Genomic DNA, 24062 nt, shown 5'->3' with positions numbered 1-24062 from the left:
CGCTACTCCAATAGCAGTGCGGCGGAGGTCTCCAGCCGATCGGCAATCTTCTCGTAGGTTTCGTATCCCATTCCCGCGCGGACGAGGGCGCCGGCGTAGAGCATTTCCAGCGCCTCGATCTCGTCGGGATCGGCGTCGGGGCCGAGGGCCGTCGCGAGCCGCGCCCGGATGTCGAGGCCGATGCGGGTGCGCAGGTGTTCGACGTCCGGATCGCGGCCGAGCAGTGCGCTGGTGACCGCACCGGCGAGTTCGGGCTCGTCGGCCATCATCAGCGCGACGTTGCGCAACACCGCGACCACCCGGGCGACACGGTCGGTCGTGGCCGCCTCGGGTTCGGGCGAGGCGGCGAGCCGACGCCAGAACACTTCTGCGACAAGGTGTTCCTTGGACGAGAAGTAGGTGTATGCGGTCGCGGGTGCGACACCGGCCCGGGCGGCGACGCTGCGGACGGTCAGTCCTGCGAACCCCTCTTCCCGCAGGACCTCGACGGCAGCGCGCGTCAGGCGATCCACGGTGTCGGCCTGCTTCTCGGTGAGACGGCGGCGAGTGGATTCGAGATTCACATTTCTGGACACGTGTCTGGACATTACTACGGTCGCCTGTCCGAGGCAACGGTCTCGGGATACCGGTCAACCCCTCGGATACACCCGCACGGGCATGGATTTGATGCCGTTGACGAAGTTCGAGCGCAACCGCCGGACCGGCCCCGCGGGCTCGACGCGCTCGATCCGGCGCGCCAGGGTCTCGAACAGGATGCGCAACTCCAGTCGTGCCAGGTGGGCACCGAGGCAGAAGTGCACGCCGGTGCCCCCGAACGCCACGTGCGGATTGTGGCTGCGCCCGATGTCGAAGACGTGCGGGTCGTCGAAGACGTCCTCGTCCCGGTTCGCGCTCGGGTAGTACACGATCACCTTGTCCCCCGCTCCCACGGGCTGGTCACCGATCCTCGCCGGGCACGTCGGGGTGCGCCGGAATCCCAGCACGGGAGTGACCCAGCGGAGAATCTCCTCGACCGCGCCGGCGGCGAGTTCCGGTTCGGCCTGCAGGCGGCGCCACTGCTCCGGATGGTCGACGAACGCCTGCATGCCGCCGGCGGTGGCGTTGCGCGTCGTCTCGTTCCCGGCCACCACCAGCAGCACGAAGAACATGTCGAACTCCATCGCGGACAGCGTGTCGCCGTTCTCGTCCGGCTGGACGAGCCTGGTGACGATGTCGTCGCGCGGCTCCATCCTGCGCGCCGCGGCGATCTCGTCGGCGTACAGGAAGATCTCTGCCGCGGCGAGTTCGCCGTCGGCCCGGGTGTTGCCGTACTCCGGGTCGTCGAACCCGATCATCCGGTCGGACCAGTCGCAGAGCCTGCCGACGTCCTCCCGGGGTGCACCGAGCAGGGCGGCGATCACCTCGAGCGGAAGCGGAGCGGCGGCCACCGGTACGAAGTCGACGACCGCACCGTCGCGGCCCCGCTCGATCAGATCGTCGACGACGCGGTTGCAGATCTCGCGGATGTGCCCCTCGAGCGTCCGGACCATCCGGGGCGTGAATCCGCGGCTGACAAGCCGGCGCAATCGGGTGTGCTCGGGCGGATCGAGGTTGACGAGCATCGCCGCCTGTTTGAGGCGGGTCTCCTCGTCGAACTCGTCGATCTGCGTCGTGCCGAGCGCCGACGAGAACGTGGCACTGTCGCGCGAGACCGCGATGACGTCCGCATGCCGCGTCACTGCCCAGTAGCCGGGTCCGTCCTCCTCGTCCTGCCGGTAGACCGGACAGCTGCGCCGCAGCTCGTCGAAGAAGGAGTGCGGGACGCCTTCGGTGTAGAGGTCGGGGTTCTTCAGGTCGATACGTGATGCCGTCACGGGACCACCTCGCACGTGTTTACGAATGACCGTCGTTCAGAAACTACACACATTCGTCAGAAATGGAAGACCCGTAGGATGTGCGCATGGGGACCGAAGGGAAGAGGCCGGTTCGCCGCCGAAATCTCAGCCGCGAAAAGGTGATCGACGCGGCTCTGGCGGTGGTGGACGAGTCCGGCTGGGAGCAGCTGACTATGAGCACGCTCGCCGGCCGTCTCGGCATCGTCACCGCCTCGCTCTACAACCACGTCCGCGGACTCGACGACGTCCGCGGTGAGATCCAGGTGCGGACGATGACCGATCTCGGTGCCCGGCTCCGCGAGGTGGCAATGGGCCGCAGCGGACCCGAGGGCCTGCGCGCCCTCATCGATGCGCACCGGGCGTGGGCCGCCGAGCATCCGCACCGTTACCAGGCGCTGACGGCGGAGCCGAGCAACCGCAGCGCCCTGCTCGCGGCGGCTCTCGACGCGAATTCGGCCCTCCGCTCGATGCTCGCCTCGTGCGGGGTGCCGGAAGAGGACACCCTCGAGGCCGCGGTGAGCCTGTTCACCGCGATGCACGGGTTCGCCGTGATCGTGCGCAGCGGCTTCCTCGGCGACGAACTCGACCTCGACCGCATCTACGAAAACGTGGTCGCGGGCGCGCTGGCCGCCGCTCGCGCCGCCTCCGCGCGATCCTGAGTCCGCCGTCGTCGGGGAATCCGCAGACCTTCCCGGGGCCCGTTCACGCGTGCCGTCGCCGCCGCGCCGGTCGGCAGCATTGCGCCACCCCACGGGCCGAACTATAGTCCAGACAGCTGTCCAGAAAATGAGGGGCATCACATCGTGCCGCCGCCGGCACCCGGCGCTCCTCCGGACCCGTTCCGATACCGCCCAGCCACGCCGCCCCGACGAACGGAAGCACCGATGTCCCTGATTCCGACCGGCAGCTCGGCCCTGCTCGTCGACGGCAAACTCGTTCCCGGTTCGGGAGGCACGTTCGACGTCGTGAACCCGGCGACGGAGGAGGTGCTCGGCACCGCCGCCGACGGCACCGCCGCCGACACGGACGCCGCGCTCGAGGCAGCCCGTCGCGCCTTCGACACCACCGGCTGGTCCCGCGACCACCCCTTCCGCGCCCGCTGCCTGCGTCAGCTCCGCGATGCTCTGCGCGGTCACCTCGAGGAACTGCGGGCGATCACCATCGCCGAGGCCGGCGCCCCCCGGTTCCTCACCACCGGGGCCCATCTCGAGGGACCTGTCGGCGACCTCGGGTACTTCGCCGATCTGGCCGAGAACTACGCGTGGCGCCAGGATCTCGGCAACGCTGCGCCGATGGGTATCCCCACCCACCGCTACGTGCTCCGTGAGGCGGCCGGTGTCGTCGGGGCGATCACCCCGTGGAACTTCCCGCACCAGATCAACTTCGCCAAGCTCGGGCCTGCGCTCGCCGCCGGCAACACCGTGGTGCTCAAACCCGCGCCCGACACCCCGTGGTGCGCCGCGGTCGTGGGCCGGATCCTCGCCGAAGAGACCGACATTCCACCGGGGGTCGTGAACATCGTGACCTCGAGCGACCATGCCCTCGGCGCCCTGCTCGCCACCGACCCGCGGGTGGATCTCGTGTCGTTCACCGGATCCACCGCTACCGGCCGGTCGGTGATGCGCGCCGCCTCGAACACCGTGAAGAGGGTGTTCCTCGAACTCGGCGGCAAGTCGGCATTCATCGTGCTCGACGACGCCGATCTCGGCGCCGCATGCTCGATGGCCGCCTTCACCGTGTGTACCCATGCCGGACAGGGCTGCGCCATCACGACCCGTCTGCTCGTCCCCCGTGACCGCTACGAGGAGGCGATCCGCGTCACCGCCGACGCGCTGCGCGGCATCCGGCCCGGCGACCCGGACGACCCCGGCACGGTGTGCGGTCCGCTGATCTCCGAGCGCCAGCGCGCACGGGTCGAGGGCTATCTGCGGCTCGCCGTCGAGGAGGGCGGGACGATCGTCGCCGGCGGCGGCCGCCCCGCCGAGCACGAACGCGGCTTCTTCGTCGAACCCGCACTGATCGCCGGGGTGGGCAACGACGCACGGGTCGCCCGGGAGGAGATCTTCGGGCCGGTCCTCGTGATCCTCCCCTACGACGGCGACGACGAAGCGATCCGCATCGCGAACGACTCCCCCTACGGCCTGTCCGGAGCCGTCTGGGGCACCGACGAGGACCGGATCCGCAGAGTCGTCGAGCGGGTCCGCACCGGCACCCTGAGCGTAAACGGCGGGATCTGGTACGCCGCCGACGCCCCGTTCGGCGGCTACAAGCAGTCCGGAACCGGCCGCGAGATGGGTGTGGCCGGCTTCGAGGAGTATCTGGAGACCAAGCTCGTCGCCGAACCGGCGGCACGGTAGAGAGGCTACCGACATGAACCGCAACGCAAGATGTTTCGTCGACCGCACCGCGATCGTCACCGGATCGGCCCAGGGCATCGGTGAGGCGTACGCCAAGGCTCTTGCCGCCGAAGGTGCTTCGGTCGTCGTGGCGGACATCGACACCGAGCGCGGCGAGCACGTGGCCGAGCAGATCGTCGCCGACGGCGGGACCGCCGCCTTCTCGCGCGTCGACGTGTCCGATCCCGGTTCGGCCGTCGATCTCGCCGAGTTCACGGTCGAGACGTTCGGCGGCATCGACCACGTCGTCAACAATGCCGCCATCTACGGTGGCATGAAACTCGATCTGCTGCTGACGGTTCCGTGGGACTACTACAAGAAGTTCATGAGCGTGAACATGGACGGCGTGCTGAACGTCACCCGCGCGGTGTGGCCGCACATGACGGAGAGGGGCGGCTCGATCGTCAACCAGTCGTCGACCGCCGCCTGGGTGTATTCGGGCTTCTACGGCCTGGCCAAGGTCGGCGTCAACGGCCTCACCCAGCAACTGGCCGCCGAACTCGGCGGGTCGAGCATCCGTGTCAACGCGATCGCCCCGGGACCGATCGACACCGAGGCCACCCGCACTGTCACTCCGAAAAGCATGGTGACGGAAATGGTTTCCAGGCTGCCGCTGAAACGTATGGGCACGCCCGAGGACCTGGTGGGCATGTGCCTGTTCCTGCTCTCCGACGAGGCGGACTGGATCACCGGACAGATCTTCAATGTCGACGGCGGCCAGGTGATCCGCTCGTGACCCGGCTCGGCTGCATCGGCCTCGGCAACATGGGGGCGCCGATGGCGAAGCGACTGCTGGACCGGCCGGGTGGGCTCACCGTTCTCGACACTCGACCCGAGGCCGTCGCGCCGTTCACCGCGGCCGGCGCGCGAGCCGCCGACGACCCCGCTGACCTCGCGCGCGAATGCGACATCGTCTGCATCACCGTCGTCGACGACGCCCAGGTCCGCACAGTCGTGGCGGGGCTGCTCGGCGCCGCGCGGCCCGGCACGGTCGTCGCGGTCCACTCGACCGTCGCCGACACCACCGCCGTGGACCTCGCCGCCGAATGCGCCGAGCACGGAATCGAACTCGTCGATGCTCCCGTCAGCGGCGGGGCACCGGGCGCCGAGCAGGGCCGGCTCGCGGTGATGGTCGGCGCCTCCGACGCGGCGTTCCACACGGTGCGCGAGCCGTTCTCGTGGTTCTCCGACCTCGTCGTGCACGCCGGTCCGGTCGGCGCGGGCACCCGGATGAAGCTGGCCCGGAACCTGCTGCACTTCGTGTCGTTCACCGCGGCCGCGGAGGCACAGCGCCTCGCCGAGGCGGCCGGACTGGACATCACCGCGCTCGGGAAGGTGGTCCGCCACACCGACGCGATCAGCGGGGGCGCCGGGGCGATCATGCTCCGGGACACCACCGCACCGATCCCGCCGGACGACTTCTGGTTCCCGATTCTCGACCACGTGCGCGCCCTCGGTGAGAAGGACCTGTCGCTGGCCCTGGGTCTCGGCGCCCGGCTCGGCGTCGACCTGCCCCTCGCGGCGCGCGCGCTGGGCGACCTCGGTCCGGGTCTCGGGGTGGGTCCAGGCGAGGACGCAGGACGGAAGGAGCCCGCATGACCGACGACCGCCGCCGCCGTGGCCTGGACATGATGTCGCAGGTGTACGGCTGGGAGATGCAGGACGGACCCGGCGACCATTTCGCCGTCACCGCAGACCACCTCTTCGCCGACATCTGGTCCCGGCCCGGACTCAGCATCCGCGACCGACGGCTGCTGCTGCTCGGCGCGCTCACCGCGCAGGGGCTGATCGACGTGGCCGAGATCCAGGTCGGGGCGGCACTCCACAACGAGGAACTCGACGAACGGCAACTGCAGGAGATCGCCCTTTTCCTGTGCCATTACGTCGGGTGGCCACTCGGCACCAAGCTCGACTCGATGATCGGCGGCGTGCTCGCCCGGCGCCGCAAGGCGGCGAAATGAGCTGCCGCCGGTGCGGCGCAAGGGAGTGAGCAGTGCAGGACTTCGCGGACCGGCCGGGCGCGGCCCTCGTGGCAGGCGGCACCGGCGGGATCGGCCGGGCGGTGTGCCGGATGCTGGCCGAGCGCGGCAGCGACGTCGCCTTCACGTTCCACCGCAACGACGCGGCCGCTGCAGATCTGGAGACGGAACTGCGTGCACTCGGCGCGACGGTGCTGCCACTGCAGGTGGAGTTGAGCGACAGCGCCGCGGCCGCCGGGGTCGTGGACGCGGCCGTCGCAACCTTCGGTGCGCTGCACACTCTCGTCCACGCGGCGGGACCGCACGTGCCGATGGTGCACCTGAGCCGGGTGACCCCCGCACAGTTCCGGGACCAGCTCGTGGGCGACGCGGGCGCGTTCTTCAACCTCGTCCACGCGGCACTGCCCCGGCTGCGGGAGTCGCGGGGCAACATCGTCGCCGTGACGACGGCGGCGACCCGCAGGTTCCCGGTCCGGGACGGCCTGTCGGCCGGACCGAAGGGTGCGGTCGAGGCCCTCGTGCGGGCGCTGGCGGTCGAGGAGGGCCGATTCGGGGTGCGGGTCAACGCGGTGGGACCCGGCATGCTCACCGACGGCACGGCCGCCCGGCTGATCGGGTCCGGGGACCTCGACGAGCACGCACTGTCGGTCGCGCGGAACAACATTCCGCTGCGATGCTTCGGCGACGCCCACGACGTCGCCGAGGCCGTCGCCTTCCTCGCCTCGGACCGGGCGGACTTCGTGTCCGGGCAGATGCTCGCCGTCGACGGCGGTTACGGCGCCTGACCTGCCTCGGCGGCTCGTCGGGTGTCGCGCCGGAACCGGTGGTGGGTACTGTGTTTCCAATACGTACCGCTTCCGAGCACACCGTGGACCGCAGCGAACGGAGACAGATCATCATGCCCCGCACCACCCTGCCCCGGGAGACGATCGAGCTGGCCGAGGCGACACCGGGTTTCATGCCGATCGACGAGGGCACGGCCCTGCACGACGCCGCAGTGCGGTACCTCGGTGACGGGGTCGGCGTCGAGATCGGCACCTACTGCGGACGCTCGACCGTCTATCTCGGTGCCGCCGCGAAGGCCACCCGGGGAACCATCGTCACGATCGACCATCATCACGGGTCCGAGGAGCACCAGCCCGGGTGGGAGTACCACGATCCGGCCCTCGTCGACCCGCACACCGGGCGTCTCGACACGGTGGGACGGTTCCGCCACACCCTGGCCGACGCGGACCTCGAATCCCACGTCGTGGCGGTGCTGGGACGATCCGGCCAGGTCGCGGAGTTCTGGCGGACGCCCGTGTCGTTCGTGTTCGTCGACGGTGGTCACAGCAGCGAGGCGGCGCAGGCGGACTACGCGGGCTGGGCGCCGTGGGTGCGTGTCGGTGGCGCCCTGATCATCCACGACGTGTTCCCCGACCCGAAGGACGGCGGTCGCCCCCCGTACGAGGTCTACCTGCGCGCACTCGGGAGCGGCGAGTTCACCGAGGTGTCGGTGACCGGTTCGCTGCGCGTGCTCGAACGCACGTCCGGCACCGCCGGAGTGCTGCCGGGCTGACGGCTCAGACCGTCACCCGGCAGTCCTCGTGACAGCTCTCCGCCGCGACCCAACCGGCGGGTGCGGTGGCGTCGCGGAACACGCCGTTGCCCGCGGTGCTGCGGGAGAGCGCGTCGGCGGCGAGGACGACCGCGGCGCTGGTCCAGGAGCTCTTCTCCACGGGCCAGCGCTTGCCGTCCGTGAAGACCATTCCGGTCCAGTACGATCCGTCCGGGTCGCGGAGGTGCTGCATGGCGGCCAGCAGATTCCGGGCCGTCGTGGTCTCACCGATCGCGTCCAGAGCGAGCACGAGTTCGCACGTCTCGGCACCCGTCACCCACGGCCGGTGGTCGACACAGCGGATGCCGATGTCGCCGACCACGAAATCGTCCCAGCGCTCCCTGATCCGTTGCCGGGCCGGCGCACCGCGCACCGCCCCGCCGAGGATCGGGTAGTACCAGTCCATCGAATACTCCGGCTTGGGCGTGAACGCCTCCGGATGCCGTCGCAGCACGTGGCCGAGCCGGTACCACGCGACCTCCCAGTCCGGATGCGGGTCCCCGACCACCTCCGACAGACGCAGCCCGCACTGCAGACTGTGGTGGATGCTCGAGCACCCCGTCAGCAGGGCTTCGTCGGCCGTGCCGTGTTCACCGCGCGCCCAGTAGATCTCGCCGCCGGGCGTCTGCAGCTCGAGCACATGGTCGAGGGCTGCCCGCACCGTCGGCCACAAGCGCACCACATGGTCGGTGTCGCCCGTGACGAGGTAGTGGTGCCACACCCCCACAGCGATGTACGCGGTGAAGTTCGTGTCGGCGTCATGGTTCTCGACGACGTCCCCGCGGAACTGCATGGGCCACGAGCCGTCCGGGCGCTGGGTCCGACGGGACCAGTCGAAGGCGGCCTCCGCCTCCTCGAGCAGCCCCGCGGCGGTGAGCGCCATCGCGGACTCGATGTGGTCCCAGGGGTCGGTGTGACCGCCGGGGAACCACGGGACAGCTCCGGAGGGCTCCTGCATGTCGGCGATCGCACGGGCGGTCTGCAGGCACTGTTCCTCCGACAGCACCCCGGGCACGGCCGGAACCACCCGCCGTGCCCCGCCGGGGCGGAAGTCAGCGGCCGACAACGGGAACCGTCGGCTTCTCGAGGTAGAACACGACGCTCTTGCCGAGCACCGGGTTCAGCAACGACTCTGCGGTGCGGGTCAGCCACGGCCCCTGCATCAGGTCCCACACGAGGAGCCGGTGATATGCCTTCGTCAGGGGGTTGTCGTCGTTGTCGACGCCGACGGCACACTTGAGCCACCAGTACGGCGAGTGCAGGGCGTGGGCGTGGTCCCGGCCGCGCACCGTCAGGCCGGCGGCGGTCAGTTTCGCTGCCAGCTCGTCGGCCTTGTAGATCCGGACATGGCCGCCCTCGACCTCGTGATACGCGTCGGACAGCGCCCAGCAGACCTTCTCCGGCAACCACCGCGGGACGGTGACGGCCGCGACGCCGCCGGGCTTGAGTATCCGCACGAATTCGGCGATGGCGCGGTCGTCCTCGGGCACGTGCTCGAGCACCTCGGAGATCAGCACCACGTCGAAGGTCTCGTCGTCGTAGGGCAGGGCGAGGGCGTCGCCCACCTCGGCCCGGGCCAGTGCTCCCTCGGGTACCTGGCCCTCGAGTTCCATCGCCGCGAACATGTCGCCGACGGCCTTCATGTCCTCCGCGCTGCGGTCGAACGCCACCACGTCGAGGCCCCGGCGGTAGAGCTCGAACGAGTGCCGTCCGGCGCCCGCGCCGATGTCGATGGCACGGTCGCCGGGTTCGATCCCCAGCCGGTCGAAATCGACTGTCAGCATCAGACTTCGGTCCTTCCTGCCTGGGCTGCAACGGTATCCCGGTAGGCCTGGGCGGTCCGGGCTGCCACGGCCGCCCAGCTGAATCGCTCGAGCACCCGGGCCCGCGCCACCGACCCCAGCCGGGCCCGTTCGGCGGGATCGTCGAGAACCCGTGCCAGCGCCGCAGCCAGCTGTTCGCTGTCGCCCGGTGGCACGAGGATGCCCGCATCGCCGACCACCTCGGGAATCGCGCCGGCCCGGCTCGCCACCAGCGGCGTGGCACAGGCCATGGCCTCGACTGCGGGCAGCGAGAACCCTTCGTAGAGCGACGGAACGGCAGCCACCTGCGCCGAACCGAGCAGTTCGGCCAGTTCGCCGTCGTCGATCCCGGAGACGGTGCGCACCGAGTCCCCGATGGCGAGTTGCTCGATCAGCTTCTCGGTGACGCCGCCCGCGGCGAGCTTGGTGACGAGCACCAGCTCGACCTGCCGCTCGGTACGGAGCTTCGCCACCGCCTCGAGCAGATTGGCGACGCCCTTGAGCGGTGCGTCCGCGCTGGCCACGCACACGATGCGGCCGGCCACGCGTTCGGTCGCCGGCGGGGCGAAGACCTCCGTGTCCACCCCCAGCGGGATCGTGCGCAAGCGCCCGTCGGGGATGTCGAACGCGGTACGGATGTCGTCCTCGGAGGATTTCGAGACAGTGAGCAGGGTCGGGATGCGTCGCGCCACCCGGGCCTGCATGCGCAGGAATCCGTACCACCGGCGCAACGTGATCTTGCGGCGCAGCGTCGGGGCGCTCGCGAGGTCCAGCTCCCGGTCGCGGGTGATCGGATGGTGGATGGTCGCGACGAGCGGCAGGCCCGCGTCCGCGATCCGGAGCAAGCCGTAGCCGAGACACTGGTTGTCGTGCACGACGTCGAATTCCCCGGCCCGGTCGCGCAGCAGCCGGGCCACGCGCAGGCTGAAGGTCAACGGCTCCGGGAACCCCGCCGTCCACATCGTGCCCAGTTCGAGAAGGTCGATCGTGTCGCGGATTTCCCGCGGGTGCGGAAAGCGGAACGGGTCGTCGTCGCGATAGAGGTCGAGGCTCGGGACCTTCACCAGGGTGACCCCGTCGTCGAGCTCGGGGTACGGCTGACCGGAGAACACCTCGACGTCGTGACCGAGTGCCGCGAGTTCGCGGCTGAGATGTCGAACGTACACGCCCTGACCACCGCAGTGCGGCTTGCTGCGGTACGACAGCAGAGCTACTCGCACAGATCACCTCGTTCGTCGTGTCACCGGAGTGCGTCCGTCCGGAAGATCGAACTCACTCTAGAACATGTTCTCGCCCGACACCCGACCCGGCTCTGCCCTGCGGATCAGCGCCGGATCCGCACCGGGTCCGGTGCAAACTGAACGTACAGCGTGGGGACATGTTCCGCCGTCGAAGACCCGCCGGAAGACAGGACGGCGGGAACCGATCCGCGCCGATGGGCGCGGCTGCACCGGACAACACGAAGGCCCGGTCCGTTTCGGGACCGGGCCTTCGCCGTGAAGCGACCCTGACGGGACTCGAACCCGCGACCTCCGCCGTGACAGGGCGGCGCGCTAACCAACTGCGCCACAGGGCCGTGTGCATCCCCGGAAGGGGATTTCCACAGAAAACCCACCGCCGGGCGGTGGGCCTACCGTATGAAGTTGTGTGGTGGCCAGGGCCGGGATCGAACCGGCGACCTTCCGCTTTTCAGGCGGACGCTCGTACCAACTGAGCTACCTGGCCGGACGGCACCCGAACCGAATGCCAATTGCCAACTCTGCGACCCTGACGGGACTCGAACCCGCGACCTCCGCCGTGACAGGGCGGCGCGCTAACCAACTGCGCCACAGGGCCATGCTCTTCACTTGTGGTCGAACAGTACTGCATGCGGTGATACTGCTCCCGCAAGCGTACCCCCTACGGGATTCGAACCCGCGCTACCGCCTTGAAAGGGCGGCGTCCTAGGCCGCTAGACGAAGGGGGCCCGCCGGATTACTCCGACCCGCACCCTCAACGGGTTCGCGTTCCGTTGGGAGCTTGGATAGCTTAGGACACCGGTTTCCGGATTCACAAATCAGCAGGTCACGCCGATTGTTCACCTTCCACGCGCGACTCCGGCCCACCACGCCGCCGCTCGAGCCACTCCGGCGCGGCCGTCGCCTCGAGGCACACGTCCAGGCATTCCGCGAACCGGGCTCGCACATCGACGTCCTCGGCGGTGAGATCGTGGAAGTAGCGCTGGCCGGCCAGGCACGCCCCGAGCACACCCAGGAACCGTTCGAGGTCGACTCCGGCGCGGAACAGCCCGAGGTCCCGCGCCTCGACGGCCAGCCGGCGGCCGGCGGCTCCCCACACCGAGCTGCCGCGCAGCTTGGCCTCGGCGTCGAACTCGGGTTCGGTCACGAGTTTGAACTCCGCCCGGATGATGACGTCGCTCTGCAGTGCGTCGGCGAGATCTCCGACGAGGCCGTGCAACCGCTCGAAGGGATCGAGCCCCGGCGCGTTCAACCACCGCTCGGTGATCACCCGATAACGTTCGAGGCCCTCCGCGAGCACCGCCCGGGCGAGTTCCTCCTTCGAATCGAAGTGGAAGTACATCGCGCCCTTGGTGGCCCCGGAGTGCTCGAGGATCGCATTGACCGAGGCGGCGCCGTATCCGCGCCGGGCGAATTCGATCGCCGCGGATTCGACAATGGCCGCGCGGGTGCGCCGCGCCCGCTCTTGCTGACGTGACATTGGGGGTTCGTGCCTCCGAACGTGACCGGCGGTCCCCCCCGATCGCCACTGTAGCCGCCGCCCGACCGGCACGCGCGCAGCCAGGCATTTCCCGCCTTCGCACGGAACACACCAAGTGGTATGCTTTTACCCGGCTCGGGTGCGCCGCAGGGGGTGCGCACCCGAGCCTTCGAGCGGCACGCCCGTCCGATACTGTTGACCGGCGCAATGCAGTTAGACTGTGCGCCCACGCCCCTATAGCTCAGTTGGTAGAGCTACGGACTTTTAATCCGCAGGTCCCAGGTTCGAGCCCTGGTGGGGGCACTGCGACACTCCCGGGCCACCGGCAGGAACGGACACTCCCGGCCACCGGCCGGCGTCTCGCCGCACCTCGTCGCCGCCGGCTAGTCCGGCGCGCCGGCCACCCTGCCCGGACGGTCGCTTCGCAACTCCGGCTCGTCCCGGGCCCGCTCGCGCTCGAGATCGCGGCCGCGTTTGCGGTACATGAAGCTCAGCGCGGCGAACACGAGGAACAGGACCACTCCGACGACGGCGCCGACGAGCGTCGCGCCCCGGAATCCGGGGGCATCGACGTCGAGGATCCGCTCCCCCGCATGGGCCGCGTTCCCGCTGCCCAGCACGATGCTCAACGTCATCAAGTTGGGGATCGCCACCACCACGGCGGCGACGACGAACACCACCTGCAGGACGCGATGACGTCGCCACGTCCGGATCCGCCACACCGCGGCGAACAGGGCCAACGGCACGAAGGTGCACACCATGCCGAACAGCAGGCCCCAGGCCGTCCCGCGGGCGAAGCCCGCGTCGGCCAGCCCGGCGACCCGCTGTGCCCACCATCGAGGGACGAACGCCGCCAGCGCGAAGTACGCGACCACCAGTGCGAGCACGGCGGCGACGCTCCACAAGGCCTTCTTCGCCCACGGGGGAAGTCCCGACCGCTGTGCCGTCTCGTTGCCCGCCATCACGTAGTTCCCCTTCCGGGTCCGGTGTGCCGTCACCTCAGATTACGGACCCGCGCACCCGACACGGCGTCCGAATCGCCGGTTCCGCGCTGCTACCGCACCCGAACTGTGGTTAGGGTGTCATCGCTCACGAAACCGATCCGGCGATCGATGGGAGTGGCGTGCGCAGCTTCGTGGACCTCGGCCTGTTCCTGTCTGCCGTCGCCCTGGGTATCGGCTCGTTCCTACCGGTGCTGGCCGGGGCCCGGCCTACCGAGATCCCGTTGACCGACCTGCGCGACGGGATCTCGGCCGGCGACGTCTCCGCTCTCGGCGCAGCCGACCTTCCGGTCCATCAGACACTCGCGGCACCGCTCGTCCTCGCCGCCGTCCTGCTGCTCCTGGCCGCCCTGTTCGATTCGGCGGTCGCGGGCTGGGCCGGGGTGGTACTCGGTCTCGTCGCGACCGGCGCCTTCGCGGTGCGGGTCCACCAACAGTTCGACGACTACGTGCGGGCGAACCACGCGACCGCACTGACGAACCAGACCGGGTTCGTGCTGCTCCTCAGCGGGTTGGGGGTCGCGCTGCTGTGCGCGGTGATCGCGGGGCGGCGGACGTCCGCGTAGCCGAAACGCCGACGTGGAACCGCGACCGGGGCGACGACGGTGACTACCCTCGGTGCCCATGTCCTCACTCGACGAACTCCTCTCGCAGATCCCGGTCGACCAGATCGCTCGTCGACTCGGCGTGGACGAGCAGACGGCGGCCACCGCGGTGCGGGCCGCACTGCCCACGCTCGTCGGCGGCCTCGAGGCGAATACCCGGGATCCGGACGGCGCCACGTCCCTGCTGTCGGCGCTCGACCAGCACCGCGACTCGCCCCTGCTCGAGGGCGGGGTGAACGTGACCGATGTGGACACCGCGGACGGCGACCGGATCGTGTCGAACGTGTTCGGCGACAACAAGGACCGGGTCGTGCAGACGCTGGGCCGCGCCGACGGCGCGGGCGGCAGCGACCTGGTCGCGCGGCTGCTGCCCATCCTCGCTCCGATCGTGCTGACGTACCTGGCCCGACAGGCCGGGAAGTCCGGCGAGCCGGGTGGCCTGAGTGATCTGCTCGGCGGGCTCCTGCGCAGCGCGTCGGGCGGCACGGGAAGCGGGGGTGCTTCCGGCGGCCTCGGCGGAGTTCTCGGCAGCGTCCTGGGCGGCAACGGCGGCGGCCTGGGCGATCTGCTCGGCGGACTCCTCGGTGGCGGCAAGCGCTGAGGTTCCGGACGGGACACGGGCTCATTCCCGCGCGTCGCGCCGGGGTGCCGAGTCCACCCGGTAGGATAACGACGTCACCGCCTGTGAAGGGTCCCATCGGCGGTCAGGCCCTGGTCGGCCGAATTTGGAGTACGTCACAGACATGCAGGCACCGAACCTACGGTGCCGTAGCCTGTAATTCGTTCGTGATACGCAGAGTTGTAGAGAGGTATACGGAATGACGCGAGTTCTGACTCAGCTGGAGCTTCTGCGCGAGCTGGAGCCCGTCGCCGAGGCGAACGTCAACCGCCACCTTTCGATGGCCAAGGACTGGCACCCCCACGACTACGTGCCCTGGGACGAGGGACGCAACTTCGCCGCGATGGGCGGCGTGGACTGGGAGCCCGAGCAGTCGAAGCTCGACGAGGTCGCCAAGGCCGCGATGATCACCAATCTGCTCACCGAGGACAACCTGCCCTCCTACCACCGCGAGATCGCCGAGAGCTTCTCCCGCGACGGCGCGTGGGGCACGTGGGTGGGCCGCTGGACCGCCGAGGAGAACCGCCACGGCATCGTGATGCGCGATTACCTCGTCGTCACCCGCGGCGTCGACCCCGTCGCTCTCGAGAATGCCCGCATGGAGCACATGACCAACGGGTTCGCCTCGCCCAACGAGGTCGGGATGCTGCACTCGGTGTCGTACGTCACCTTCCAGGAGCTGGCCACCCGCGTTTCACACCGCAACACCGGCCGGGCGTGCCACGACTCGATCGCCGACAAGATGCTCCAGCGCATCGCCGCCGACGAGAACCTGCACATGATCTTCTACCGCAACATCTGCGAGGCGGCTCTCGATGTGGCTCCGGATCAGACCCTTGCGGCGATCACCGACGTGCTGAAGAACTTCCAGATGCCGGGCGCCGGCATGCCCAACTTCCGCCGCAACGGCGTGCTGATGGCCAAGCACGGCATCTACGACCTGCGTCAGCACCTCGACGAGGTGGTCATGCCGGTGCTCCGCAAGTGGCGCATCTTCGAGCGTGAGGACTTCGGCGCCGAGGGCGCCCGCATCCTCGACGAGCTCGGCACCTTCCTCGAGGAGCTCGAGAAGCAGGCGGTCAAGTTCGAGGAGATGCGCGATCGGTCCCTCGCCCGCGACGCCGCCCGTCGCGAGCGCACCGAAGCCGCATCCTGATCCTCGCCGCTGCGTGATTCGGGGGCAGCGTCCCCGAACAGCTATCCTGTGCCCGGTGCCGGATTCGGCGCCGGGCACAGTTGTACGCACTTCTTCTTCACGCCGTCTTCGAGGTTCTTCATGTCATCCCTTCGCATCGGCTCGCTCGAGTTGAACAGCCCGGTCGTGCTCGCGCCGATGGCGGGAATCACCAACGTCGCCTTCCGCACTCTGTGCCGCGAGCTCGAACTCGAACGCTCGGGAAGCACGTCGGGGCTGTACGTGTGCGAAATGGTCACCGCCCGGGCACTCGTCGAACGTCATCCCGTCACCATGCACATGACGACGTTCGGCCCCACCGAGACGCCCCGGTCGTTGCAGCTGTACACAGTCGACCCGGACGTCACCTACCAGGCCGCGAAGATGATCGTCGACGAGAACCTCGCCGATCACATCGACATGAACTTCGGCTGCCCCGTGCCGAAGGTCACCCGCAAGGGCGGCGGCTCTGCCCTGCCGTACAAGCGACGGCTGTTCGGCAACATCGTCGCGGCCGCCGTCCGCGCGACCGAAGGCACCGACATCCCGGTGACCGTGAAGTTCCGCATCGGTATCGACGCCGACCACCACACCCACCTCGACGCCGGCCGGATCGCTGCCGGCGAGGGTGCCGCCGCCGTCGCGTTGCACGCCCGCACCGCCGCCCAGCGGTACTCGGGTGAGGCGGACTGGAACGAGATCGCGCGGCTCAAGGAGCACGTCACCGACGTACCGGTCCTGGGCAACGGCGACATCTTCGCAGCCGAGGACGCCCAGAAGATGATGGAGCAGACCGGCTGCGACGGCGTCGTCGTCGGCCGCGGATGCCTCGGCCGGCCCTGGCTGTTCGCCGAGCTCAGCGCCGCCCTGAACGGCACCCCCATGCCCTCCCCGCCGAACCTCGGCGAGGTGGCGAGCATCATGCGCCGGCACGCCGAACTGCTCGCCGACCACCACGGCGAGGACCGCGGCATGCGCGAGATCCGCAAGCACATCGCCTGGTATCTGCGCGGCTTCCCGGCCGGCTCCGACGTGCGCAACGCCCTGGCGCGCGTGTCCGGCCTCGCCGAACTCGACGAGTTGCTCGGCCGCCTCGACCCGACGGTGCCCTTCCCCAAGGACGCGGAGGGCCCTCGCGGCCGCCAGGGCTCCCCCGGTACCGTCGCACTGCCGGACGGCTGGCTCGACGACCCCGAGGACTGCATGGTGCCGGCAGGTGCCGACGTCATGCACTCGGGCGGCTGACGTCGACTCGGCAGTGCGAACCGGATGAACCGGACCGTACCGGACTCTTGTTCGGCGGACACGTCGATCCGGATCGAGGCCGCCAGTATCATGACGGGATCGCCGTGGTGGCGGGTGCGTACGAAAGCGGGACATCCGCGGAGAGGCGAGGGAATCGGTGGGTGAGGAGCACGATTCGGGCCTGCCCGACAGTCGCGCTCCGTGGGAACGTCCTATCGCCGACTCCGGGTATCGCAGCTCACGAACCGGCCGGGCACGCCGGCGCCCGGTGGATCTACCCGGCGACGCCGGACCGCCGCCCACGGCCCGCGATGCCGAAACCGGCCGTCCCCGCCGCTCGGCCACTCCGGGCGAGAACCCCGACCAGGTCACCGTCGCGGCGCTGATGAACAAGGTGGGGCGCGACGGCAACCCCGTCCGCCGCCCCGAACCCGAACCGGCCGCGCCGAACCCGCAACCCGTCCGTCCGCCGCAGCCACCGCCCGTCGACGACGACCCCACCGAGAAGATCCCGGCCGTCGGCTCCGCCCCGCCGGACAGCCCGCCGCCCGAGCCCCCGCGCGACGACCGCGCCGACGGACGGAACGACGAGCCCGACCAACCGGTCGCGCTGCCCCAGGCGGTCGGGGACAACGGCCCGAGCAGACTGGCTCTGAGCAAACGACGCAAACGCCGACGCCTCGCGACGGCGGGCCGCACCGTCCTGGCCCTGCTGTCCGTGCTGACCTTCGTCGGCAGCGGCCTGGTGTGGGGCTACGTGCGGTCCACCGAGGCAGGGTTCGCCCAGATCGCGGCGCTGGACACCGAATCCACCGACATCGTCGACCCCGGCGGACAGACCGGCGACGAGACCTACCTGATCATCGGCACCGACACCCGCGCCGGCGCGAGCGGCGAGATCGGTGCCGGCACCGAAGCCGAAGCCGAGGGCGCTCGCGCCGACACCGTCATCCTCGTCAACATCCCCGCCGACCGCAGTCGCGTCGTCGCCGTCTCCTTCCCGCGCGACCTGGACGTGACACGGCCCGTGTGCCGGGGCTGGGACAGCACCACCGGCGAGTACACGTCGGAGACGTTTCCCTCCGCCGAGGGCGACAAGCTCAACGCCACCTACGCGCTGGGCGGGCCCAAGTGCCTGGTGAAGGTGATCCAGAAGCTCTCCGGCCTGAAGATCGGACACTTCGTCGGAATCGACTTCGCCGGCTTCGAGAGCATGGTCGACGAGGTCGGGGGCGTCGAGGTGTGCACCCCCACCCCCCTGGTCGACGGGGAACTCGGCACCCTCATCGAGACCGCGGGCACCCACACCCTCGGCGGCCGGCAGGCGCTGGACTACGTGCGGGCACGAAAAGTCGAGTCGGAAGGAAACGGCGACTACGGACGTATCACCCGGCAGCAGAAGTTCCTGTCGTCGCTGCTGCGCTCGGCGATGTCGAACAAGGTCCTGTTCGACCCGGGCAAACTGAACGGGTTCATCAACGCGTTCACCCGAGCCACGTTCGTCGAGAACGTCGACACCGAGTCGCTCGTCCGGCTCGGTCGCTCGCTGCAACGGGTCGAAGCCGGCGCCGTCACCTTCCTCACCGTGCCCACGGCCGGAACCAACGAGTGGGGCAACGAGATCCCGCGTCTCGACGACATCGAGGCGATCTTCCGCGCGATCATCGACGACGACCCGCTCCCCGGGGAGAAGCGGAACGCTCCCGAGCCGGAATCGTCTGCGCCCCCGCCGGCGGCGGCCCTGCCCGCACAGACCGCAGTGGATCCGTCGACGGTGTCGGTGCAGGTATCCAACGCGTCCGGCGCGTCCGGCCTCGCGGCCCGGACCGCGGAAGAACTCGGCGCCTACGGTTTCCCGATCTACAGCGTCGGCAACTACTCCGGCACGAGCAAGGAGACCGTCGTGCGCTTCGCGCCCGGGCAGGAAGCCGAGGCGTTGACTCTGGCATCCGCGGTGCCGGGGGCTGTACTGCAGGAATCCGCGGACCTCGGCGGCATCGTGGAACTCGTCCTCGGCACCGGATTCGTCGACAGCATCACCGCTCCGACCGAGGCGGGGTCGGTCCTGCCGACGGTGCCGATCCAGGCTGCCGAGGAGAACGAACTGCCGGTCGACCTGTCGATCACCAACGCGGGCGACGATTCCTGCGCGTGAGCAGCCCGGTCATTCACCCCTCGTTCACCCGCTGCTCGTGAACCGGCTTTGTGTGCGCCGTAGTCTGTGTCATTATGCGCGTCGTATACCACGAACAGATGACCGAGCTCGCCGATCTCCTCGGAGAGATGGCGGGCCTTGCGGGCCTTGCGATGGAGCGGGCCACCCAGGCCCTGCTCCAGGCGGATCTCGCGCTCGCCGAGACCGTGATCGGTGAGCACGACAAGATCACGGACCTGAGCACGCAGTGCGAGGAGAAGGCTTTCTCGCTGCTCGCCCTCCAGGCGCCGGTGGCCGGCGACCTGCGTTCCGTGGTCAGCGGCATCCAGATCGTCGCCGACATCGACCGGATGGGCGCGCTGGCCCTGCACGTCGCCAAGGCGACGCGGCGCCGGCACCCCAATCACGTTCTGCCCGAAGAGGTCAACGGCTACTTTGCCGAGATGGGCCGGATCGCGGTCTCGCTCGGGGCGGCGACCAAGGAGATCCTCGAGACGCGCGATCCCGAGCGGGCGGCCCGGCTGCACCAGGAGGACGAGGCGATGGACGATCTCCATCGTCACCTGTTCACGGTGCTGATGGACCGGGAGTGGAAGCACGGCGTGGCCGCGGCGGTGGACGTGACACTGCTGGGACGGTTCTACGAGCGGTTCGCCGACCACGCCGTCGAAGTGGGCCGTCGCGTGATCTTCCTGGTCACCGGAAAGCTCCCCACCGACGAGGACTTCCGGGCGATGCGCGAACGCGTCGACAAGCTCACGGTGTATCCGCAGGACCAGTGACGCATACGACGACAGGCCCCGCCCTCGGAGGGCGGGGCCTGTCGTCGTATGCGCGGTGCCGAGGTCGCGGTCGCACTCAGCCGAAGCGACCGGAGATGTAGTCCTCCGTGGCCTTCTGGGTGGGGTTGGAGAAGATCTTCTCGGTGTCGTCGATCTCGACGAGCCGGCCCGGCCTGCCGGTGGCCTCGAGGTTGAAGAACGCGGTCTGATCACTCACGCGCGCCGCCTGCTGCATGTTGTGCGTGACGATCACGATGGTGTAGTCCTGCTTCAGCTCGGCGATCAGATCCTCGATGGCGAGGGTGGAGATCGGGTCGAGAGCGGAGCACGGCTCGTCCATCAGCAACACCTCGGGCTGCACCGCAATGGCGCGGGCGATGCACAGGCGCTGCTGCTGACCACCGGACAGGCCGCCGCCGGGCTTGTCGAGACGGTCCTTGACCTCGTTCCACAGGTTCGCGCCGCGCAGCGATCGCTCGGCGATCTCGTCGAGCTTGTTCTTGTCGCGCACGCCCTGCAGTTTGAGGCCGGCGACGACGTTGTCGCGGATCGACATGGTGGGGAACGGGTTGGGGCGCTGGAACACCATGCCGATCGTCTTGCGGACGCCGACCGGGTCGACGGACGAGTCGTAGATGTCCTCGCCGTCGAGCAGCACGGAGCCCTCGACGCGGGCACCGGGGGTCACCTCGTGCATGCGGTTGAGCGAGCGCAACACGGTGGACTTGCCGCAGCCCGACGGTCCGATGAACGCGGTGACGTTGCGCGGCGGCACGGCCAGCGTCACGTCGGCGACGGCGTGGAACTTGCCGTAGAAGATGTTGACGTCCTTGAGGTCCAGACGCTTGGCCATTACCGGCTCCCTACTGGTGTATCGAAATCGGAGGGTGTGTGCATGAGGAGGCCTACTTGGTCCGCACCTGGGAGTAGTGGCCGATCACCTTGGCGACGATGTTGAGGATCGCGATGACGAGGATGAGCGTGAGGGCAGCGCCCCAGATCCGCATCGTGCCCGCGTCGGTCGGGTTGTTCATCTCCGCCACCATGACGCCGGGCAGGCTGCCCATCTCGCCGCCGAACAGGTTGAAGTTGATGAACGGCGCGTAGCCCACGAGGATCAGCAACGGCGCGGTCTCGCCCATGACGCGTGCCAGGGCCAGCATGACGCCGGTGATGATGCCCGGCAGCGCGGTCGGGATCACGATGCGCGCGATGGTCTTCCACTTGGGCACGCCGAGGGCGTAGGAGGCCTCGCGCAGGTCCTGCGGCACGATCCGCAGCATCTCCTCGGTGCTGCGCACCACCACGGGAACCATGAGCAGGACCAGCGCCAGGGACACCGCGAAGGCGGACTTCGGGAATCCGAACGTGGCGATCCACAGGGCGTAGATGAACAGTGCGGCGACGATGGAGGGGACGCCGCTGAGGATGTCCACCATGAAGGTGGTGATCCTGCCCAGTCGCGTGCCGGCGCCGTACTCCACGAGGTAGATCGCCACGAAGATGCCGATCGGGATGGAGATGACCGCGCACACCAAGCCCTGCAGCAGGGTTCCGACGAGGGCGTGGTAGATGCCGCCGCCCATCGCGGACGCGGACAACCCGCTCAGGGAGTTCGTGAACCAGGTGGCGCTCGTCAGGGCGGGAATACCCTTGGCGATCACGGTGATCAGCACCCATGCCAGCGGCACGAGCGCGACCAGCACCGACACGGTGACCAGAACGGTGGCGGTGAGATCCGAGGCGCGCCGGCGGGCGCCGACGCCCCGGAAGGTGGGGCCCTTGACCGGCGTCTCGAGGAGTGTGGTCGTCATGGCTTCAGTCCTTCTTTCCTGCGACAACCGCACGCGCCGCGGCGTTGACCACGAAGGTCAGCACGAAGAGCACCAGACCCGCGGCGATGTAGGCACCGGCCTGGATGTCGTTGTTGAACTCGGCGTATCCCAGGGCGATCTTCGAGGCGATGGTGGCGCCGCCGTCGAACAGCGACCACGAGAACGGCTGCGACGTGGTCCGCAGGATCAGGTACAGCGCCATGGTCTCACCGAGGGCGCGACCGAGACCGAGCATCGAACCGCTGATGTAGCCCGACTTGCCGAACGGGATGACCGTGGTCCTGACGACCTCCCAGCGGGTGGCGCCGAGGGCGAGCGCCGCCTCGATGTGGGGAGTCGGCGTCTGCACGAACACCTCCCGGCTCACCGCGGCGATGGTCGGCAGGATCATCACGGCGAGCACGATGCCCGCGGTGAAGATCGTGCCGCCACCGAGAATCGAGCCCGAACCGGAGGCGAACAGCGGGAACCAGCCCAGACTTTCGTTGAGCCACGTCGCCAGCGGGCGGATCGCCGGGGCCAGGACGAGCAGGCCCCACAGGCCGTAGACGATGGACGGCACGGCGGCGAGCAGATCGATGACGTAGGCCAGGGGCTTCTTCAGGCGCGCGGGACAGTACGAGGTGAGGAAGATCGCGATGCCGAGGGCGACCGGCATCGCGAGGACCAGCGCGAAGAACGACACCAGCACGGTCACCTGGAACAGGTCGAGGACACCGAACGACATCTCGGCGATGTCCTGAGTGACCCATTCGCGGCTGGTGAGGAAGTTGACGGTGTTGCGCTGCAGCGCCGGCACCGCGCGCCAGACGAGGAACACCCCGATGGCCGCGATGATCAGCGAGATGAGGACAGCGGACCCGGAGGCCAGCGAACTGAAGATCCGGTCGCCCGGTCTGGTCAGCGGTTTGCTGTCGCCGCGCGCTGGGGTGGTAATCGTGGCCTCCGGGATGTTGCCGTGCGGACCGCCCGCCCCGGGCCCGGCGTCGTCGCCGGACCCGGGAGTGCGAGGTGCGGATTTGGTGGGCGCGTCACTCATCTGCGCTCGCGATCTCTCTCTGCTCGTGATTGACGGTACGGTCCGCGGCGCTCATCGGCTAGGCGATGGCGTTGATCGACTCGGTGAGCCTCGCCTTGAAGGACTCGGGCAGCGGCACGTAGCCCTGCTCGGCGAGACCCTCCTGGCCTTCGTTGGCGGCGCTGACGAGGAACGACTTCACGGCAGCCGAGGTGTCGGCGTCGTAGCCGGCCGAGCACACGATCTCGTAGGTGGCGAGCATGATCGGGTAGGCACCCTCCTGCGTCGTCCCGAAGATCGAGCTCAGGTCGAGCGTCAGATCGCCTTCACCGGTGGGCGCGAACGTCGCGGCCTCGATGGCCTTGCCGGCGGACTCGTCGGTCAGCTCCACCGCGCCGGATCCGTTGTCGATCCGAGCCATGGTCAGGCCGTTCTGGTCGGCGAAGGACTTCTCGACGTAGGTGATCGAGCCGGGCGCGCTGGCGACGGCCTGGGCGACACCGGCGGATCCCTTGGCGCCTTCGCCGATACCGCCGGTGAAGTCGGAGCCGGCTCCGGTGGTCCAGGCACCGTTCGAGGCGGCCTCGAGGTACTTCTGGAAGTTGTCGGTGGTGCCCGACGAGTCGGAGCGCACGATCGGGGTGATGGTCGAATCCGGAAGGCTCACACCCTCGTTGAGGGCGGCGATGGCCGGATCGTTCCACTGCTTGATGGTGCCGTTGAAGATCTTGGCGACGGTCTCGCCGTTCAGCACGAGATTGTCGACGCCGTCGACGTTGTACGCGATGGCGACCGGACCGAAGACCAGCGGCAGGTTCCATGCGGGGTTGCCGGCGCACCGCTCGGCGGCCTGGGCGGCCTGCTCGGCCTTGATGGCGGAGTCGGAGCCGGCGAAGTCGATCTGGTTCGCGATGAACTGGGTGCGTCCGTCACCGGAACCCGACGGGTTGTAGGCGACGTTGACGTTCTTGCCCTTCTCCTGGCAGACCGCGATGTAGGTGGACACGAACTGGTCCATCGCGTTCTTCTGCGCGGACGACCCGGCGGCGGACAGCGTCTCCTTGCCCTCACACGTCGCAGCCGAGGCGGACGCGTCCACGTCCGTCGAGGCGGCGTTGTTGTCACTGCCGCATGCGGCCAGGGTGAGGGCACCTGCAGCCACCACACCGAGCAGGGCGCCATTGCGCTTGAGGTTCACTCGTTCTCCTCCGGAACTCGCACGCCCGCGACACGGGCGGCGGCATCAGGCGCGGGGCGATCCC

Annotated in this window: 24 protein-coding genes and 5 tRNA genes; 14 read left to right on the top strand and 15 right to left on the bottom strand. The window is 69.2% G+C overall.

What is annotated here, in order from left to right; all coding sequences use genetic code 11:
* Window positions 1-2: 2 nt before the first annotated feature.
* Together AC2IPW_RS05115 and AC2IPW_RS05110 are read right to left on the bottom strand one after the other, a co-directional pair.
* On the bottom strand, window positions 3-563 hold the full coding sequence (locus AC2IPW_RS05115) for a TetR/AcrR family transcriptional regulator (protein ID WP_486376972.1): 561 nt from the start codon (window positions 561-563) through the stop codon (window positions 3-5).
* 66 nt (window positions 564-629) lie between these two features.
* The gene (locus tag AC2IPW_RS05110) at window positions 630-1853 is read right to left on the bottom strand and encodes a cytochrome P450 (protein WP_416062820.1); all 1224 of its coding nucleotides are present in this window, start codon (window positions 1851-1853) and stop codon (window positions 630-632) included.
* Window positions 1854-1939: 86 nt separating this feature from the next.
* Between AC2IPW_RS05110 and AC2IPW_RS05105 the strand changes: the two genes are divergently transcribed.
* The 7 genes from AC2IPW_RS05105 to AC2IPW_RS05075 all read left to right on the top strand — a co-directional run bounded on the left by AC2IPW_RS05105 (window position 1940) and on the right by AC2IPW_RS05075 (window position 7807).
* Window positions 1940-2533, top strand: a complete 594-nt coding sequence (locus tag AC2IPW_RS05105) for a TetR/AcrR family transcriptional regulator (RefSeq protein ID WP_371382918.1) — start codon at window positions 1940-1942, stop codon at window positions 2531-2533.
* Between the two features lie 225 nt (window positions 2534-2758).
* Window positions 2759-4231 carry an aldehyde dehydrogenase gene (locus AC2IPW_RS05100; protein ID WP_450121389.1) on the top strand — a complete coding sequence of 491 codons (1473 nt, stop codon included), beginning with the start codon at window positions 2759-2761 and terminating at the stop codon, window positions 4229-4231.
* Between the two features lie 13 nt (window positions 4232-4244).
* Window positions 4245-5006 carry an SDR family oxidoreductase gene (locus AC2IPW_RS05095; RefSeq protein ID WP_486376419.1) on the top strand — a complete coding sequence of 254 codons (762 nt, stop codon included), beginning with the start codon at window positions 4245-4247 and terminating at the stop codon, window positions 5004-5006.
* Window positions 5003-5869: an NAD(P)-dependent oxidoreductase gene (locus tag AC2IPW_RS05090; protein WP_486376418.1), complete on the top strand. Its 867-nt coding sequence runs from the start codon at window positions 5003-5005 to the stop codon at window positions 5867-5869. The genes AC2IPW_RS05095 and AC2IPW_RS05090 overlap by 4 nt, the downstream gene beginning before the upstream one ends.
* On the top strand, window positions 5866-6231 hold the full coding sequence (locus AC2IPW_RS05085) for a carboxymuconolactone decarboxylase family protein (RefSeq protein WP_003936491.1): 366 nt from the start codon (window positions 5866-5868) through the stop codon (window positions 6229-6231). Before AC2IPW_RS05090 ends, AC2IPW_RS05085 begins: the two co-directional genes overlap by 4 nt.
* A gap of 32 nt (window positions 6232-6263) precedes the next feature.
* Complete coding sequence (locus AC2IPW_RS05080) at window positions 6264-7034, top strand: SDR family NAD(P)-dependent oxidoreductase (RefSeq protein ID WP_450121386.1); 771 nt, start codon at window positions 6264-6266, stop codon at window positions 7032-7034.
* A gap of 113 nt (window positions 7035-7147) precedes the next feature.
* The gene (locus AC2IPW_RS05075; protein ID WP_486376417.1) at window positions 7148-7807 is read left to right on the top strand and encodes a class I SAM-dependent methyltransferase; all 660 of its coding nucleotides are present in this window, start codon (window positions 7148-7150) and stop codon (window positions 7805-7807) included.
* Window positions 7808-7811: 4 nt separating this feature from the next.
* Here the strand turns inward: AC2IPW_RS05075 and AC2IPW_RS05070 are convergent, their stop codons facing one another.
* The 8 genes from AC2IPW_RS05070 to AC2IPW_RS05035 all read right to left on the bottom strand — a co-directional run bounded on the left by AC2IPW_RS05070 (window position 7812) and on the right by AC2IPW_RS05035 (window position 12366).
* Window positions 7812-8912, bottom strand: a complete 1101-nt coding sequence (locus AC2IPW_RS05070) for a glucosidase family protein (RefSeq protein WP_289378113.1) — start codon at window positions 8910-8912, stop codon at window positions 7812-7814.
* Window positions 8899-9630, bottom strand: a complete 732-nt coding sequence (locus tag AC2IPW_RS05065; RefSeq protein ID WP_003936495.1) for a class I SAM-dependent methyltransferase — start codon at window positions 9628-9630, stop codon at window positions 8899-8901. Before AC2IPW_RS05065 ends, AC2IPW_RS05070 begins: the two co-directional genes overlap by 14 nt.
* A complete protein-coding gene (locus AC2IPW_RS05060; RefSeq protein ID WP_054371131.1) occupies window positions 9630-10868 on the bottom strand; it encodes a glycosyltransferase family 4 protein in 1239 nt (412 codons plus the stop codon). The genes AC2IPW_RS05065 and AC2IPW_RS05060 overlap by 1 nt, the downstream gene beginning before the upstream one ends.
* 282 nt (window positions 10869-11150) lie before the next feature.
* Window positions 11151-11224: transfer RNA gene (locus tag AC2IPW_RS05055), tRNA-Asp, on the bottom strand.
* 72 nt (window positions 11225-11296) lie between these two features.
* Window positions 11297-11373 (bottom strand) — tRNA-Phe (locus AC2IPW_RS05050).
* A gap of 37 nt (window positions 11374-11410) precedes the next feature.
* Window positions 11411-11484 (bottom strand) — tRNA-Asp (locus tag AC2IPW_RS05045).
* 57 nt (window positions 11485-11541) lie between these two features.
* Window positions 11542-11614: transfer RNA gene (locus tag AC2IPW_RS05040), tRNA-Glu, on the bottom strand.
* Window positions 11615-11712: 98 nt separating this feature from the next.
* The gene (locus AC2IPW_RS05035; RefSeq protein ID WP_416062815.1) at window positions 11713-12366 is read right to left on the bottom strand and encodes a TetR family transcriptional regulator; all 654 of its coding nucleotides are present in this window, start codon (window positions 12364-12366) and stop codon (window positions 11713-11715) included.
* Window positions 12367-12596: 230 nt separating this feature from the next.
* Here AC2IPW_RS05035 and AC2IPW_RS05030 point away from each other — a divergent pair.
* Window positions 12597-12669: transfer RNA gene (locus AC2IPW_RS05030), tRNA-Lys, on the top strand.
* Between the two features lie 80 nt (window positions 12670-12749).
* On the opposite strand, the gene AC2IPW_RS05025 is transcribed toward AC2IPW_RS05030, so the two are convergent.
* On the bottom strand, window positions 12750-13328 hold the full coding sequence (locus AC2IPW_RS05025; protein ID WP_416062814.1) for a hypothetical protein: 579 nt from the start codon (window positions 13326-13328) through the stop codon (window positions 12750-12752).
* A 161-nt stretch (window positions 13329-13489) separates the two neighbouring features.
* Here AC2IPW_RS05025 and AC2IPW_RS05020 point away from each other — a divergent pair, with 161 nt between their 5' ends.
* The 6 genes from AC2IPW_RS05020 to phoU all read left to right on the top strand — a co-directional run bounded on the left by AC2IPW_RS05020 (window position 13490) and on the right by phoU (window position 19947).
* Entirely contained in the window at window positions 13490-13933 is a 444-nt protein-coding gene (locus AC2IPW_RS05020) for a hypothetical protein (RefSeq protein WP_416062813.1), read from the top strand.
* Window positions 13934-13991: 58 nt separating this feature from the next.
* A complete protein-coding gene (locus AC2IPW_RS05015) occupies window positions 13992-14573 on the top strand; it encodes a DUF937 domain-containing protein (protein ID WP_416062812.1) in 582 nt (193 codons plus the stop codon).
* Between the two features lie 217 nt (window positions 14574-14790).
* Entirely contained in the window at window positions 14791-15747 is a 957-nt protein-coding gene (locus AC2IPW_RS05010) for an acyl-ACP desaturase (protein ID WP_289378106.1), read from the top strand.
* Between the two features lie 120 nt (window positions 15748-15867).
* Window positions 15868-17010 carry a tRNA dihydrouridine synthase DusB gene (gene dusB, locus AC2IPW_RS05005; protein WP_486376416.1) on the top strand — a complete coding sequence of 381 codons (1143 nt, stop codon included), beginning with the start codon at window positions 15868-15870 and terminating at the stop codon, window positions 17008-17010.
* Between the two features lie 157 nt (window positions 17011-17167).
* Window positions 17168-19165, top strand: a complete 1998-nt coding sequence (locus AC2IPW_RS05000; RefSeq protein ID WP_486376415.1) for an LCP family protein — start codon at window positions 17168-17170, stop codon at window positions 19163-19165.
* A 74-nt stretch (window positions 19166-19239) separates the two neighbouring features.
* A complete protein-coding gene (gene phoU / locus AC2IPW_RS04995) occupies window positions 19240-19947 on the top strand; it encodes a phosphate signaling complex protein PhoU (RefSeq protein ID WP_040782189.1) in 708 nt (235 codons plus the stop codon).
* Window positions 19948-20023: 76 nt separating this feature from the next.
* Here phoU and pstB read toward each other — a convergent pair whose 3' ends face one another.
* The 4 genes from pstB to pstS are packed head-to-tail and all read right to left on the bottom strand — an operon-like array spanning window position 20024 to window position 23998.
* Window positions 20024-20800, bottom strand: coding sequence for a phosphate ABC transporter ATP-binding protein PstB (gene pstB, locus AC2IPW_RS04990; protein ID WP_003936505.1), 777 nt, complete (start codon window positions 20798-20800; stop codon window positions 20024-20026).
* Between the two features lie 52 nt (window positions 20801-20852).
* The gene (gene pstA, locus AC2IPW_RS04985) at window positions 20853-21761 is read right to left on the bottom strand and encodes a phosphate ABC transporter permease PstA (RefSeq protein ID WP_003936506.1); all 909 of its coding nucleotides are present in this window, start codon (window positions 21759-21761) and stop codon (window positions 20853-20855) included.
* 4 nt (window positions 21762-21765) lie between these two features.
* Window positions 21766-22821: a phosphate ABC transporter permease subunit PstC gene (pstC, locus tag AC2IPW_RS04980; protein ID WP_003936507.1), complete on the bottom strand. Its 1056-nt coding sequence runs from the start codon at window positions 22819-22821 to the stop codon at window positions 21766-21768.
* 58 nt (window positions 22822-22879) lie between these two features.
* Window positions 22880-23998 carry a phosphate ABC transporter substrate-binding protein PstS gene (gene pstS / locus AC2IPW_RS04975; RefSeq protein WP_486376414.1) on the bottom strand — a complete coding sequence of 373 codons (1119 nt, stop codon included), beginning with the start codon at window positions 23996-23998 and terminating at the stop codon, window positions 22880-22882.
* Window positions 23999-24062: the final 64 nt, after the last annotated feature.

It is taken from the genome of Rhodococcus sp. NS-SX18 (assembly GCF_057367935.1).
Note: the sequence above shows the minus strand (reverse complement) of the source record. Positions and strands in the feature narration are given on the sequence as shown.

Excerpts from the sequence above, each read along its gene's own strand:
- AC2IPW_RS05025 (WP_416062814.1), bottom strand. The coding sequence starts at position 13,328 with ATGGCGGGCAACGAGACGGCACAGCGGTCGGGACTTCCCCCGTGGGCG.
- AC2IPW_RS05100 (WP_450121389.1), top strand. The coding sequence starts at position 2,759 with ATGTCCCTGATTCCGACCGGCAGCTCGGCCCTGCTCGTCGACGGCAAA.
- pstB (WP_003936505.1), bottom strand. The coding sequence starts at position 20,800 with ATGGCCAAGCGTCTGGACCTCAAGGACGTCAACATCTTCTACGGCAAG.
- pstA (WP_003936506.1), bottom strand. The coding sequence starts at position 21,761 with ATGACGACCACACTCCTCGAGACGCCGGTCAAGGGCCCCACCTTCCGG.
- phoU (WP_040782189.1), top strand. The coding sequence starts at position 19,240 with ATGCGCGTCGTATACCACGAACAGATGACCGAGCTCGCCGATCTCCTC.
- AC2IPW_RS05105 (WP_371382918.1), top strand. The coding sequence starts at position 1,940 with ATGGGGACCGAAGGGAAGAGGCCGGTTCGCCGCCGAAATCTCAGCCGC.
- AC2IPW_RS05065 (WP_003936495.1), bottom strand. The coding sequence starts at position 9,630 with ATGCTGACAGTCGATTTCGACCGGCTGGGGATCGAACCCGGCGACCGT.
- AC2IPW_RS05010 (WP_289378106.1), top strand. The coding sequence starts at position 14,791 with ATGACGCGAGTTCTGACTCAGCTGGAGCTTCTGCGCGAGCTGGAGCCC.
- dusB (WP_486376416.1), top strand. The coding sequence starts at position 15,868 with ATGTCATCCCTTCGCATCGGCTCGCTCGAGTTGAACAGCCCGGTCGTG.
- pstC (WP_003936507.1), bottom strand. The coding sequence starts at position 22,821 with ATGAGTGACGCGCCCACCAAATCCGCACCTCGCACTCCCGGGTCCGGC.
- AC2IPW_RS05095 (WP_486376419.1), top strand. The coding sequence starts at position 4,245 with ATGAACCGCAACGCAAGATGTTTCGTCGACCGCACCGCGATCGTCACC.
- AC2IPW_RS05035 (WP_416062815.1), bottom strand. The coding sequence starts at position 12,366 with ATGTCACGTCAGCAAGAGCGGGCGCGGCGCACCCGCGCGGCCATTGTC.
- AC2IPW_RS05015 (WP_416062812.1), top strand. The coding sequence starts at position 13,992 with ATGTCCTCACTCGACGAACTCCTCTCGCAGATCCCGGTCGACCAGATC.
- AC2IPW_RS05075 (WP_486376417.1), top strand. The coding sequence starts at position 7,148 with ATGCCCCGCACCACCCTGCCCCGGGAGACGATCGAGCTGGCCGAGGCG.
- AC2IPW_RS05085 (WP_003936491.1), top strand. The coding sequence starts at position 5,866 with ATGACCGACGACCGCCGCCGCCGTGGCCTGGACATGATGTCGCAGGTG.